Here is a 12,267-nt window from a genome sequence, read left to right as displayed (position 1 = left end):
AAGGATGGTTATGACTCGTCAGCGTTACTCTTATCAGCCCCGCGCGGGACACGGTTTGCCGCACGATCCGTTGAACGCCATCGTCGGCCCTCGCCCAATCGGCTGGGTCAGCTCGCAAAGCGCCAGCGGGGTTCGCAATTTAGCGCCCTACAGCTTCTTTAACTGCTTTAACTATCATCCGCCGATTATTGGTTTTGCCAGCAGCGGCTGGAAAGACAGCGTACAAAATATCTCAGAGACCAAAGAGTTTGTCTGGAATCTGGCCACGCGTCCGCTGGCCGAGGCGATGAATGAGAGCTCCGCATCGGTGCCGTCAGAACAGGATGAGTTTGCGCTGGCGGGATTAACGCCGCTTGCAGCGTCACACGTCAATGTCAGCATGGTGGCGGAAAGCCCGGTGAATTTTGAGTGTAAGTTGACGCAGTTGATTCAGTTGCAGGATGCCCAGGGCCAGCCGATTGATAGCTGGCTGGTGCTGGGCGAAGCGGTCGCCATTCATATTGATGAAGCCCTTCTGGAAGAGGGTATTTATCAAACGGCCAAAGCACAGCCAATCCTGCGTGCCGGAGGCCCGTCGGCCTATTACGGCATCAGCGAAGAACTGCGTTTCGATTTGGTGCGGCCGGACGCTCGCCGCTGATCCTTGGTCAGGTCGCCGTAAATGGCGACCATGTTACAAACCGCTCTTCAACACCTCTACCGCCCGCGCGATCTCCGGTGCCAGCCAGCGGTCTTCCTGCCAGTTGGCAACCACCGCGCGCAGGCGACGCAATGCCTGCGCCGTTCCCTGCGCCAGCTGCTCTTCGCCGTGGAAATCCAGCGCCTGCGCCGCCAGCAGATACTCGATCGCCAGAATCTGCCACACGTTGCCCACCAGCTTCAGCAGCTTCAGCGCCGCGCCGGTGCCGAGGCTGAGATGATCCTCCTGCAAACCCGAGGTCACATAGTTATCCAGCACCGCTGGCTGCGCCAGCTGGCGATTCTCCGCACAGAGTGACGCCGCCACATACTGCGCAATCATCATGCCGGAGTTAACGCCCGGCTGCGCCACCAGAAACGCCGGCAAGCCGCTCACCAGCGGATTGACTAAACGATCAAGCCGCCGCTCGGCGATACTGCCGATTTCCGCCATGGCAATCGCCAGCAGATCCGCCGCCATCGCCACCGATTCGCCGTGCGGGTTAGCCTGCGACACTACGCGCCAGTTATCCGCCGTGCCGAGCACCAGCGGATTATCGGTGCAGGCATTGAGTTCGGTTTCAATCTGGCGCGCCGCGTGATCGAACTGATCGCGGCTGGCGCCATGTACCTGCGGCATGGATCGCAGGCTGAGCGCATCCTGAGTGCGAATGCCAACGCTGGTCGCCAGCAGCGGGCTATCACTCAGCAATGCGCGTAAGCGCTGACCGCTTATCTGCATGCCCGGACTGGCTTTCAGCGCGATCACTTCGGCATCAAAGGCCACCCGCTGTCCACGCAGCGCCTCAAAACTCATCGCACCGGTGACATCGGCCCAATCCAGCAAACGCGCCGCATCATCCAGCGCCAGGCAGGACAAGCCGGTCATGCACGGCGTGCCGTTGACCAGGCTCAAACCCTCTTTGGCCCCCGGACGATAAGGCTGTAATCCCGCCAGCGTTAACGCCTGCGCCGCGGGCATGATCTGGTTTTGATACTCCACGTCGCCGACACCAATCAGCGCCAGACCGATATGCGCCATATGGCTGAGGTAGCCGACCGAACCCTGCGACGGCACCTGCGGCGTAATCTGCTGATTGAGCAGCGCCAGCAGATGCTGCACCAGTGCCACCGACACGCCCGATTTGCCGTGGCTGTAATTGGCAATCGCCGCGCACAGAATGGCGCGCGCCTGCTCACGCGTCAGTAGCGGCCCCACGCCACAGGCATGACTCAGCAGCGTATTGCGCGACAGCTGGCTGAGCTGATCTTCCGGCAGCGTGATGTTGCACAGCGCGCCGAGGCCGGTATTGATGCCGTAAGCGATCTGGCCGCTGGCGACAATCTCATCGACAATCGCGCGCCCCTGCGCAATGCGCTGCCAGGCGCTGACGCTCAAACTGAGTTCCGCGTTGTGCCGCGCCACCTGCACCAGCTCTTGCCAGGTTAATGAGCTGTCGCCCCATACGATGGTCATGCTGGCTGCTCCGCGCCGTGATGGCTGGAGATAAACTGCTTAAAGCGCTGCGATCCCTGGGCGCCAAACATCTCTTCCGGCGCGCCCTGACAATCAATGGTGCCCTGATGCATAAACACCACGCGGTTGGAGACGTTGCGCGCAAAGCCCATTTCGTGCGTCACCACCAGCATGGTGCGCCCCTCTTCCGCCAGGCTGCGCATCACTTTCAGCACTTCGCCCACCAGTTCCGGATCGAGCGCCGAAGTCGGTTCATCAAACAGCATCACTTCCGGATCCATCGCCAGCGCGCGGGCAATCGCCACGCGCTGCTGCTGGCCGCCCGAGAGTTGCGCCGGGTAGAAATCTTTGCGATTGAGTAAGCCAACGCGATCCAGCAGTTGCTCCGCCTGGGCGATGCAGCTTTTCTTGTCGCGCTTCAGCACATAGTGCGGCCCTTCAATGACGTTTTGCAGCACCGTCATGTGCGACCAAAGATTAAAGCTCTGGAACACCATGCCAAGGCGTGAACGCAAACGCTCAATCTGTTTCGGATTGGCCGCCAGCTGATGGCCGCGCGCATGGCGTTTCATCTCAATGGTTTCGCCGCCGACGCTCACTACGCCAGCATCCGGCGTTTCCAGCAGGTTGATGCAGCGCAGCAAGGTACTTTTGCCCGAGCCGCTGGCACCAAGAATCGAGATGACATCGCCTTGATGCGCCTGTAGCGAAATGCCTTTCAGAACTTCCATCGCGCCAAAGGATTTATGGATATCAGTGGCGGATAAGGTAACGGGTGATGTGGAATGCATATTACTCTCCGGCAAGCGGTTTAACGGCGGGCATCGGCTTTTTTGCGACACGATGCGCCGGGGTCAGACGGCGCTCTAACAGCGCGTACAGCTGGACGATAATAAAGTTGAGGATCAGGTAGATCGCCGCCGCACAGACAAACACTTCCATGCTGCGATAGGTACGCTGAATGATCTGCTGCGCCACGCCAGTCACGTCCCACACGGTGACGAGGCTGGCGAGCGCGGTGGATTTCACCAGCAAAATCGCTTCGGTGGAGTACGCCGGCAACGCATAGCGCAGCATGATCGGCGCGATAATGCGGCGCAGCAGCAGCCAGCGTGACATGCCGCAGGCGAGACCGGCTTCCACTTGTCCAGCCGGCACGGCGAGCAGCGCTCCACGCAAAATCTCAGCGGTGTAAGCTGCCGTACAGAGTGACAGCGCCAGTACCGCGCAGATAAATGGCTCGCGCAGGAACGGCCAGACGAAGCTGTGGCGGATGACGCCAAACTGGCCAAGACCGTAATAGATGAGAAACAGCTGAATCATCAGCGGCGAGCCGCGAAACACCAGAATGTAGCCGCGTGCGAAGCCGCTCAGCACCCGCCAGCGGCTCATGCGCAGTGACAAAATGCCAATCGCCAATATGCCGCCGCAGAGAAAGGCGCTGATAAACAGGCCAAGCGTCACCGGCAGCGCGGCGCTCAGCTTGAGTAAGGTATCCGAGAGAAAAGCGAAGTCGATCATGCTGCTGCTCCTTAATGCTGCGTCGCAGTGCGACTTTGCCACGCGCGACCAAGGCGCGACTCTGCCCGACGAAACGCATGATTAGACACCAGCGTCAGCACCAGATAACAGGCAGCGCCAACCAGATAAAACGTGAAGTAATCGCGCGTGGATCCCGCCGCAACCTGGCTGGCGCGCATCAGCTCGACGATGCCGGTAACCGACACCAGCGCCGAGTCTTTCAGGCTCATCTGCCACACGTTCGACATGCCCGGCAGCGCGTAACGCACCACCTGCGGCAGCAGAATGCGTTGCGCGATGCGCCAGCGCGGCATGCCAATCGCCACCGCCGCTTCCACTTCGCCTTTGGCCAGCGCCAGACGCGCCGCGCGATACACTTCACCCTGATACGAACCCGAGATGAGCCCGATGGCCAGCGCCCCAATCAGGAACGGCGGCGCTTCGATAAAGCCATCTGCGCCGAACATCTGCCCAACCAGCGTAATCAGGCCGGATCCACCAAAATAGAACAGGTAGATCACCAGCAGTTCCGGGATGCCGCGAAACACCACCGAATAGCCTTCACCCAACCAGCGCAGCCAGCGCTGAGGCGATAATTTGGCGGCCGCCACACCGGAACCGACCACCGCACCAATCATCAGCGCCACCAGCGACAGCAGCAGCGTGGTGCAGGCGGCGCTCAGGATCAGGCGGCCCCAACCATCAGCACCAAAACTCAGCAGGCTCATCATCTTTCACCTCACTTACGGAGTTACGTCAGTTTTAAACCACTTCTCACTGAGCTTTTTCACCGTGCCGTCAGCCAGCGCGGCATGGATCGCTTCATCGAGCCTGGCTTTCAGATCGTTATCCGCCATGCGTACGCCCATCGCTTCGCCCTCGCCCCAAATTGGACCGCCGAGCTGTGGGCCGCTGAAGACCAGATTGTTGTTCTCTTTGCGCGCCAGCATCGATTGCGCAAAGGTCACGTCATCGAACACCGCATCGATACGACCGGATTGCAGATCGAGCATCGCATCCGCCGAAGAGGTGTATTCGCGTACCTCGGTATCGCCTTTGAAGTACTTGTCGATAAAGGGCGTGTAAACCGTGCCGGAGGCGATACCAATGGTTTTGCCCTTCAGCGCCGCTTTCAGTGGGGCAATTGCCGCGTTGATCGCTTTCTCATCGTCATGCAGCTTGATGATGTTGTGATCGGCCGGCAGCAGCGGGCTATCTTTGGTGGTGATAAAGGTGGCGGGCGTTGAAGCGTATGGCGTGGTGAAGTTAACCACTTTTTTGCGCTCTGGCGTGATGACAATCGCATCCATGATCACGTCATATTTTCCGGCGTTGAGGCCGGCGATCATGCCGTCCCAGTTCTGCACCACCAGCTTGCACTGAATGCCCATGCGCTTGCACAGGTCTTCCATCAGTTCCGGTTCAAAGCCGCCCAACTTGCCGCCCGGCAGCGTCAGGTTCCAGGGTTCGTAGCTGCCTTCGGTAGCGATGGTGATCGATTTCCACTCTTTCGCCTGGACGGCAATGCCGCTAATCATCAGGCTGGCAAACAGGGTCGTGAGGCAAAAACGGCGAATCGGGGCGCGGTGCGTCATGCGGCATCTCCTGGCTATTAATCGAATTTGGCAGTCTCTGCTTATGCAATATTTGCAGATGACCTTTCATGTATATACAAGTTAGCGTGCGGCAGATCATTGTCGGCATGAGCTTTTTGTGAGCCAGCCAGTATAAAAATTCATAATCGCTGCGCGGTCTTTACTTGTACATACAACCTAGCAAGCACTATGCCAAATCGGCAAAGCCGCAAATTCAGGGAGATGGTCACGCGATGGACGTAATATTGCACCGCGAGGAGGCAAGGTGTGCATTGTGGTAGTGCAGGATCACGAATCGTAGCGGCGCGATTAATCGCGCGTATGAATGGCGACCACATTGCCAATCTGAATAACGTGCAATAAATTGCGCCGCTACGAATAGGTGCGGGGGATTTACTTAGGTTTACCGGCGTCTAAAAACGCCTGCATCAGCGGTTTCAGTACCTTCTGCAGCTGCGCTGCGCGATCCTGCTGCCAGGCAAACGGCGGGGTTTCATCCATATAATTGAGCTGCGCCAGCTCCAGCTGCACCGCCTGCACGCCTTGATCCGGCTGGCCGTAGGCGCGGGTAATATAGCCGCCTTTAAAGCGTCCGTTCGCGATCCAACTGTAATCGTTTTGCGCATGACACACCTGTTTGATCGCATTGATCACCGCCGTTGAACAGCTGGCGCCATCATTGGTACCGATGTTGAGATCCGGTAAACGCCCCTCAAACAGCCGCGGGATCACCGAGGCGATCGAGTGCGCATCAAACAGCAGCGCGTAACCATGTTCAGCTTTCAGGCGTGCCAGCTCCTGCTGCAGCTGTTGATGGTAAGGCTGCCAAATCGTGTCCAGATAACCCTGGCGTACCTCGGCGCTCGGCGTTTTACCCGGTGCAAAGGTGGGGCTGCCGTCGAACAGGGTTTCCGGATACAAGCCGGTGGTCGCCGTGGTGTAGAGCGGCTGATTATCCGCCGGGCGATTAAGGTCAATAACAAAACGTGAATAGTGACCAATTAACACGCTGGCGCCGAGATCGCGCACAAAATCGTACAGCAGCGGCAAGTGCCAATCGGTATCCGGCAGGCCGCGCGCTGCGTCGCTCAGGCCGGCATCCACTTCCGGCGTTAACTGCGTGCCGGCGTGAGGAATGCTGACCAGCAGCGGAATCTTACCGGCGGTAAAATGAAAAGGTGTCATTGCGCTTCTCCACGATAAATAACCTGGCACGGCAATTCGCCGCCCAGCCAGTAAACCAGCTCAGCCGGACGCGCCAGCGGCCAGTGAACAAAATTCGCCACCTTGCCCGCTTCCAGCGAACCGTGCGAGTGCTGTAATCCCAGCGCTTTGGCGCCCCACAAGGTCACGCCCGCTAACGCCTCTTCCGGCGTTAAACCAAACAGCGTGCAGCCCATGTTCAACATCAGTCGCAGCGAAAGCGCCGGTGAGGTGCCCGGATTGGCATCGCTGGCCACCGCCATCGCTACGCCGTGTTCACGGAACAGTGTTACCGGCGGACGCTGGGTTTCACGCAACAGATAAAACGCGCCCGGCAGCAACACCGCCACGGTGCCGTGCTGCGCCATCGCTTGCGCATCCGCTGCGGTGGCGTACTCCAGATGATCGGCGGAGAGCGCACCGTAACTGGCCGCCAGTGCCGCGCCGCCCAGCGCCGAAAGCTGCTCGGCGTGCAGTTTCACCGGCATGCCCAATGCTTTGGCGGCATCAAAGACCGTGCGAACTTGCTCAGGAGAAAAGGCCAAATGCTCGCAAAACGCATCCACCGCATCCGCCAACCCTTCTGCTTTCACCTGCGGTAACAGCCGCTGGCAGATGATATCGATCCAGCCTTGCGGATTGTCTTTAAACTCCGGTGGGAAACCGTGCGCGGCTAAGCAAGTGGCCTGCACATCGGCAGGCACCGTTTCCGCCAACTCACGAATGGCGCGCAGCATGGTCAGTTCGCTGGCTTCATCGAGACCGTAACCGGATTTGATCTCTACCGTGGTGACGCCTTCCGACAGCAGGCGATCCAGCCGCCAGCGCGCACTTGCCACCAGCTCTTGCTGCGAGGCCGCGCGGGTGGCGCGCACCGTGGAGAGAATGCCGCCGCCCTGCGCAGCGATTTTTGCATAGCTCACACCATTAAGGCGCTGCTCAAACTCCTGGCTGCGATCGCCGCCAAACACCAGATGCGTATGGCAATCCACCAGACCGGGCGTGATGATGCCGCCGGAAAATTGGTGCTGTTTGCGCGCGGCAAAAGCCGGGCATTCGCTGCGTGGCCCCACCCAAATCAGTTTTCCCTGATCGACCGCCAGCGCACCGTCGGCAATCAGATTGTAGTGCCCGTCACGCATCGTAACGATGTCGGCCCCCAGCCACAGGCTGTCGATCTGCTCTGTTTCTGCCATCCCACTCCCCTTCGCGTTCGGCGATTTACACTGCGCTTCAAAGTATGTATATGTATATACAACTTTCCGCCATGCAGGATCAACCATGACAACCTATTTTGCCCCACGCGCACTGCTGGCCGACGGCTGGCATGAGCGCGTGCTGATTACCACCAACGCAACCGGACAGATCACCCAACTCGCGCCCAACAGCGAGCCCGGCGATGCCACGCGTCTTGCCGGACCGGTGATTCCGGCGATAGCGAATCTGCATTCACACGCCTTCCAGCGCGCGATGGCGGGATTGGCTGAAGTGGCGGGCGATCCGCAGGACAGCTTCTGGACATGGCGCGATTTGATGTATCGCATGGTGCAGCGCCTGTCGCCCGAGCAGGTTGGTGCTATTGCCACGCATCTCTACATCGACATGCTGAAAGGCGGCTACAGCCAGGTGGCGGAATTCCACTATTTGCACCACGATGCACACGGCAAACCCTACGCCGATGATGCCATGCAGCTGGCACTGATGGCGGCAGCGGAGACCGCCGGCATCGGCCAAACCTTGCTGCCGGTGCTCTACAGCTACAGCGGTTTTGGTTCGCAACCGGCCAGCGACGGCCAGCGCCGTTTCATTCAGCAAACCGACGCTTACCTGCAACAGCAGCAGCGCGTGGCGAGCTGGAGCGCGGATAAGCCGCTGCTTAATCATGGCATCTGCTTCCATTCGCTGCGCGCGGTAAATGAAGCGCAGATGCACGAAGTATTAGCCGCCTGCCCGCAGGATGTGCCGGTGCACATTCACGTTGCCGAGCAGGAGAAAGAGGTTAACGACAGCCTGGCGTGGAGCGGTGAGCGTCCGGTGGCGTGGCTGCTCAATCGCTTCGCGGTCGATCAGCGCTGGTGCTTGATTCACGCCACCCATCTTGATGACGACGAAATTCAGCGCATGGCGGCGAGCGGCGCGGTGGCGGGATTGTGTCCGACCACGGAAGCCAACCTCGGCGACGGCATTTTCCCAGCGGTGGAGTACATCGCGCGCGGCGGCCGCTGGGGCATTGGCTCCGACAGCCACGTGTCGCTTAGCGCATTGGAAGAGCTGCGCTGGATGGAGTACGGCCAGCGACTGCGCGATCGCCGTCGCAACCGCATCACCTTGCCGAATCAACCTTCCGTGGGCGATCTGTTGTGGCAGCAAGCCGCACAGGGTGGCGCGCAGGCGTGTGGTTTGTCGGCGGGTGAACTAGCGATCGGCAAACGTGCTGACTGGCTGGTGCTGGCAGAAGACGCGTTCCTCAGCAGCGTCAGCAGCACATCGCTGTTAAACCGCTGGCTGTTTGGCGGCCAGCGTGAACAGATCCGCGACGTGTTTGTGGCGGGCAAACAGGTGATTAGCGAAGGCCATCATGCGGCAGAAGAGCGTGCAGCAGCGAACTTTGCCGAGGCGATAAGGGCGTTACAATGAGCACCCGTTTTGCCTACGACCAGCTTCCGGTCAGCCGCTGGCGCAACGGCGGCGGAGAAACACGAGAAATCGTCAGCTATCCGCCGGGCGACGCGCAGTTTGCCTGGCGCGCCAGCATCGCTACCATCTCCGCCGACGGGCCGTTTTCACCTTTTCCCGGCATCGATCGCGTGATTACCTTACTTCACGGCGACAGCGTTTTACTTGAGAGTGAACAGGCTCAGCAGCGCTTAACCCCGCTGCAGCCGTGGGCGTTTCCCGGTGAATGGGCGATTGAAGCTAAAATTTCTGGCAGCTGTCAGGATTTCAATATCATGACGCGGCGCGACAGCTGGCGATCGGCGGTGAACATCGCACAAGAAACGGTCAGCAGTGAAAACGGCGTGGCGTGGGTGGTGGCGGGAACATGGCAAACTTCAGCCGGAGAGATTATGGCGGTGGATCAGGGGATCTGGTGGTTGGATGAAAAGCTTGAGCTGGCACCACAAACGCCGGATGCCAGACTGTTATTTGTCACGCTTAGCCGTGTCCTCTAAAGCGCCCCAGCAACTTATAGCGCGATCCCGGATAAAGCAGGCGCGCGTAGGTCACAATCTTGTTGTCGCTCCACGTCTGACGACGAATCAGCAAGCACGGCTCATGTTCATCCAGCGCCAGATGCTTACGCTGGCGCAGATCCGGCAGCACCGCTTCCACAATATGCTCACCGGCGGTCAGCGGCGCAACGCGCATCAAATAGGTGTACGGCGTCAGCTGATGATAATCCTGGCTGAGATAATCCGGCGCCACCAGCGGATTGACCAAGCGATCTTCCAGCTGTACCGGCAGATCGTTTTCGTAATGCACAATCAGCGAATGGAACAGCGTTTGCCCGGTGGATAATCCCAGCACCGCCGCCTGTTCCGGATCGGCCTTCATCTGCCCAATCGACAAAATCTTGCAGCTGTGACGATGGCCGCGCTGCGCGATCTCATCGGCGATGTTGTGCACTTCCAGCATCGCGGTGTAGCCCTTCATCTCCGCGACAAAGGTGCCCACGCCCTGCATGCGCACCAGAAAACCCTCGCTGGTGAGTTCACGCAGCGCGCGATTAATAGTCATACGACTGACGCCCAGCTCGTTCACCAGTTCACTTTCAGACGGCACGCGCTGGTTGGCTTTCCAGTGACCTTCGCGGATTTGGCTGATGATCGCCTGCTTCACCCGCTGGTAAATCGGCGCAGGCTCATCGCCCATCGCCGCAGCCAGCTGTGCTACTGCTGTTTGCTCCGCCATTTCCTGTTCCTTTAAAGAATAATGCCCAAAGTTTACTGTCTCAGCCCGTAAATGTATATACATCTAATTGTGCAAGGCGCCCAGCATTGGTGCAGCTTTCGCCCTGCTCCGGTGCAATCCCGCTGCGTTTACACCGCATAACGCGCATTGCGTCGTATTTCACAGAACGTGAACAATCTGGCATAGCGCTTGCTACTTGTATAGACAAGATTAGACACTTATGCTTCACTCATCGCAATCCACGGCAAATCGGACAGCCACATCGCAAAATATCGGCGTCCCATTCATGCCAGATCACTTGTATAGACAGGAGTAGACTATGTCAGGTTCGGTTCAGGAAATTCGCCTCGTTCCCGGTGAAGTGGACCTCGCTACCTTGCGCACCATCTATCAAAGCAAGGTAACGCTCACGTTGGCCGATGACGCGCGCGCAGCGATTGCGCGTGCCCATGAAACCGTCGATGCCATCGTCGCATCCGGCAACGTGGTGTACGGCATCAACACCGGTTTCGGCAAGCTGGCGCAGACGCAGATCCCTTCGGCGCGGCTGGCCGAGCTGCAGCGCAATCTGGTGCTGTCGCACAGCGTTGGCCTCGGCGATTTGCTGCCGGACAATGTGGCGCGTCTGGTGGTCGCAACCAAAATTATCAGCCTGGCGCGCGGTCACTCTGGCGTGCGTATCGAACTGATTGAAGCGCTGCTGGCGTTGTTCAACGCCGGCGTGATGCCGTGCATCCCGGAGAAAGGTTCGGTGGGCGCGTCAGGCGATCTGGCCCCGCTGGCACATCTTTCACTGATGCTGCTGGGCGAAGGTCAGGTACGCGTCGATGGCGAGTTAATCCCTGCGACCGCAGGCTTAGCGCGCGTTGGCCTGCAGCCGATTGTGCTGGGCCCCAAAGAAGGTTTGGCGCTGCTCAACGGCACGCAGGTTTCGAATGCGCTGGCGCTGCGCGGGCTGTTCGAAGCGGAAAACCTGTTCGCGGCGGGCCTGATGGCCGGTGCGCTGTCGCTGGAAGCGATTAAAGGCTCGGTGAAACCTTACGATGCGCGTATTCACGAAGCGCGCGGCCAGGTGGGACAGATCAACGTTGCCGCCGCTGTCTCCTCTTTATTAGCCGGCAGTGAAATCCTCGGCTCGCACACCAATTGTGGCCGCGTACAGGATCCCTACTCGATTCGCTGTGTGCCACAGGTGATGGGCGCTTGCCTTGATAACCTGACGCACGCCGCGCGCGTGTTGCAGATTGAAGCCAACGCCGCCTCCGATAATCCGCTGGTGTTCAGCGACAGTGGCGATGTGATTTCCGGCGGTAACTTCCACGCCGAGCCAGTGGCCTTCGCCGCCGATATTCTAGCGCTGGCGATTGCCGAAATCGGCGCGATCTCCGAGCGTCGCCTGGCGCTGCTGCTGGATACCGGTCTTTCCGGTTTACCGCCGTTCCTCGTCAATGATGGCGGCGTTAACTCCGGCTTTATGATCGCGCAGGTCACTGCTGCAGCGCTGGCGTCTGAGAACAAATCGCTGGCGCATCCGGGCAGCGTTGACAGCCTGCCAACCTCCGCTAACCAGGAAGATCACGTCTCGATGGCGACCTACGCGGCCCGCCGCCTCGGCAGCATGTGCTTCAACACCGCCGCTGTGGTCGGCATTGAGGCGATGGCTGCGGCACAAGGCATTGATTTCCATCGTCCGCTGCAGAGTTCGCCGACGCTGGAGCAAGAGATGAGCCGCATTCGCGAGAAGGTGGCCTTCCTCAATCACGACCGTTTACTGGCGCCGGATATCGAATCCATGCGTCTGTGGGCCAGCGCACCTGCATGGCCTGAATCTCTTACCGCGCTGCTGCCAAGCCAGCGTAAGACTGTTAATTAAGGAATCGA

The 12,267-nt window shown here is 59.3% G+C and carries 12 protein-coding genes; 4 read left to right on the top strand and 8 right to left on the bottom strand.

Annotated features, from left to right (window positions below; all coding sequences use genetic code 11):
• Positions 1-10 precede the first annotated feature (10 nt).
• A complete protein-coding gene (locus tag FCN45_RS06425; RefSeq protein WP_137385452.1) occupies positions 11-640 on the top strand; it encodes a flavin reductase family protein in 630 nt (209 codons plus the stop codon).
• Between the two features lie 33 nt (positions 641-673).
• Here the strand turns inward: FCN45_RS06425 and hutH (FCN45_RS06420) are convergent, their stop codons facing one another.
• The 7 genes from hutH (FCN45_RS06420) to hutI all read right to left on the bottom strand — a co-directional run bounded on the left by hutH (FCN45_RS06420) (position 674) and on the right by hutI (position 7,670).
• Complete coding sequence (gene hutH / locus FCN45_RS06420) at positions 674-2,155, bottom strand: histidine ammonia-lyase (RefSeq protein WP_137385451.1); 1,482 nt, start codon at positions 2,153-2,155, stop codon at positions 674-676.
• A complete protein-coding gene (locus FCN45_RS06415) occupies positions 2,152-2,946 on the bottom strand; it encodes an ABC transporter ATP-binding protein (RefSeq protein ID WP_101761021.1) in 795 nt (264 codons plus the stop codon). Before FCN45_RS06415 ends, hutH (FCN45_RS06420) begins: the two co-directional genes overlap by 4 nt.
• A gap of 1 nt (position 2,947) precedes the next feature.
• On the bottom strand, positions 2,948-3,676 hold the full coding sequence (locus FCN45_RS06410) for an ABC transporter permease (RefSeq protein WP_137385450.1): 729 nt from the start codon (positions 3,674-3,676) through the stop codon (positions 2,948-2,950).
• An 11-nt stretch (positions 3,677-3,687) separates the two neighbouring features.
• A complete protein-coding gene (locus FCN45_RS06405; protein ID WP_137385449.1) occupies positions 3,688-4,407 on the bottom strand; it encodes an ABC transporter permease in 720 nt (239 codons plus the stop codon).
• A 12-nt stretch (positions 4,408-4,419) separates the two neighbouring features.
• A complete protein-coding gene (locus tag FCN45_RS06400; protein WP_137385448.1) occupies positions 4,420-5,271 on the bottom strand; it encodes a transporter substrate-binding domain-containing protein in 852 nt (283 codons plus the stop codon).
• A 393-nt stretch (positions 5,272-5,664) separates the two neighbouring features.
• Positions 5,665-6,456, bottom strand: coding sequence for an N-formylglutamate deformylase (hutG, locus tag FCN45_RS06395; RefSeq protein ID WP_137385447.1), 792 nt, complete (start codon positions 6,454-6,456; stop codon positions 5,665-5,667).
• Positions 6,453-7,670 carry an imidazolonepropionase gene (gene hutI, locus FCN45_RS06390; RefSeq protein ID WP_137385446.1) on the bottom strand — a complete coding sequence of 406 codons (1,218 nt, stop codon included), beginning with the start codon at positions 7,668-7,670 and terminating at the stop codon, positions 6,453-6,455. Before hutI ends, hutG begins: the two co-directional genes overlap by 4 nt.
• Positions 7,671-7,755: 85 nt before the next feature.
• On the opposite strand from hutI, the gene FCN45_RS06385 reads away from it, so the two are divergent.
• Positions 7,756-9,111, top strand: coding sequence for a formimidoylglutamate deiminase (locus FCN45_RS06385; RefSeq protein ID WP_137385445.1), 1,356 nt, complete (start codon positions 7,756-7,758; stop codon positions 9,109-9,111).
• Positions 9,108-9,647: a HutD family protein gene (locus FCN45_RS06380; protein WP_137385444.1), complete on the top strand. Its 540-nt coding sequence runs from the start codon at positions 9,108-9,110 to the stop codon at positions 9,645-9,647. Before FCN45_RS06385 ends, FCN45_RS06380 begins: the two co-directional genes overlap by 4 nt.
• On the opposite strand, the gene hutC is transcribed toward FCN45_RS06380, so the two are convergent.
• Positions 9,631-10,386, bottom strand: coding sequence for a histidine utilization repressor (hutC, locus tag FCN45_RS06375; RefSeq protein WP_137385443.1), 756 nt, complete (start codon positions 10,384-10,386; stop codon positions 9,631-9,633). The genes FCN45_RS06380 and hutC overlap by 17 nt on opposite strands.
• A 319-nt stretch (positions 10,387-10,705) precedes the next feature.
• Here hutC and hutH (FCN45_RS06370) point away from each other — a divergent pair, with 319 nt between their 5' ends.
• Positions 10,706-12,259, top strand: a complete 1,554-nt coding sequence (gene hutH / locus FCN45_RS06370) for a histidine ammonia-lyase (RefSeq protein WP_137385442.1) — start codon at positions 10,706-10,708, stop codon at positions 12,257-12,259.
• Positions 12,260-12,267: the final 8 nt, after the last annotated feature.

The sequence above is a fragment of the Pantoea sp. SO10 genome (genome assembly GCF_005281435.1).
In the GTDB taxonomy this organism is placed as follows: domain Bacteria; phylum Pseudomonadota; class Gammaproteobacteria; order Enterobacterales; family Enterobacteriaceae; genus Pantoea; species Pantoea leporis.
Note: the sequence above shows the minus strand (reverse complement) of the source record. Positions and strands in the feature narration are given on the sequence as shown.

Coding starts and splice junctions, on each gene's coding strand:
- FCN45_RS06425 (WP_137385452.1), top strand. CDS start 11: ATGACTCGTCAGCGTTACTCTTATCAGCCCCGCGCGGGACACGGTTTG.
- FCN45_RS06400 (WP_137385448.1), bottom strand. CDS start 5,271: ATGACGCACCGCGCCCCGATTCGCCGTTTTTGCCTCACGACCCTGTTT.
- hutG (WP_137385447.1), bottom strand. CDS start 6,456: ATGACACCTTTTCATTTTACCGCCGGTAAGATTCCGCTGCTGGTCAGC.
- hutH (WP_137385451.1), bottom strand. CDS start 2,155: ATGACCATCGTATGGGGCGACAGCTCATTAACCTGGCAAGAGCTGGTG.
- FCN45_RS06405 (WP_137385449.1), bottom strand. CDS start 4,407: ATGATGAGCCTGCTGAGTTTTGGTGCTGATGGTTGGGGCCGCCTGATC.
- FCN45_RS06415 (WP_101761021.1), bottom strand. CDS start 2,946: ATGCATTCCACATCACCCGTTACCTTATCCGCCACTGATATCCATAAA.
- hutC (WP_137385443.1), bottom strand. CDS start 10,386: ATGGCGGAGCAAACAGCAGTAGCACAGCTGGCTGCGGCGATGGGCGAT.
- FCN45_RS06410 (WP_137385450.1), bottom strand. CDS start 3,676: ATGATCGACTTCGCTTTTCTCTCGGATACCTTACTCAAGCTGAGCGCC.
- hutH (WP_137385442.1), top strand. CDS start 10,706: ATGTCAGGTTCGGTTCAGGAAATTCGCCTCGTTCCCGGTGAAGTGGAC.
- hutI (WP_137385446.1), bottom strand. CDS start 7,670: ATGGCAGAAACAGAGCAGATCGACAGCCTGTGGCTGGGGGCCGACATC.
- FCN45_RS06385 (WP_137385445.1), top strand. CDS start 7,756: ATGACAACCTATTTTGCCCCACGCGCACTGCTGGCCGACGGCTGGCAT.
- FCN45_RS06380 (WP_137385444.1), top strand. CDS start 9,108: ATGAGCACCCGTTTTGCCTACGACCAGCTTCCGGTCAGCCGCTGGCGC.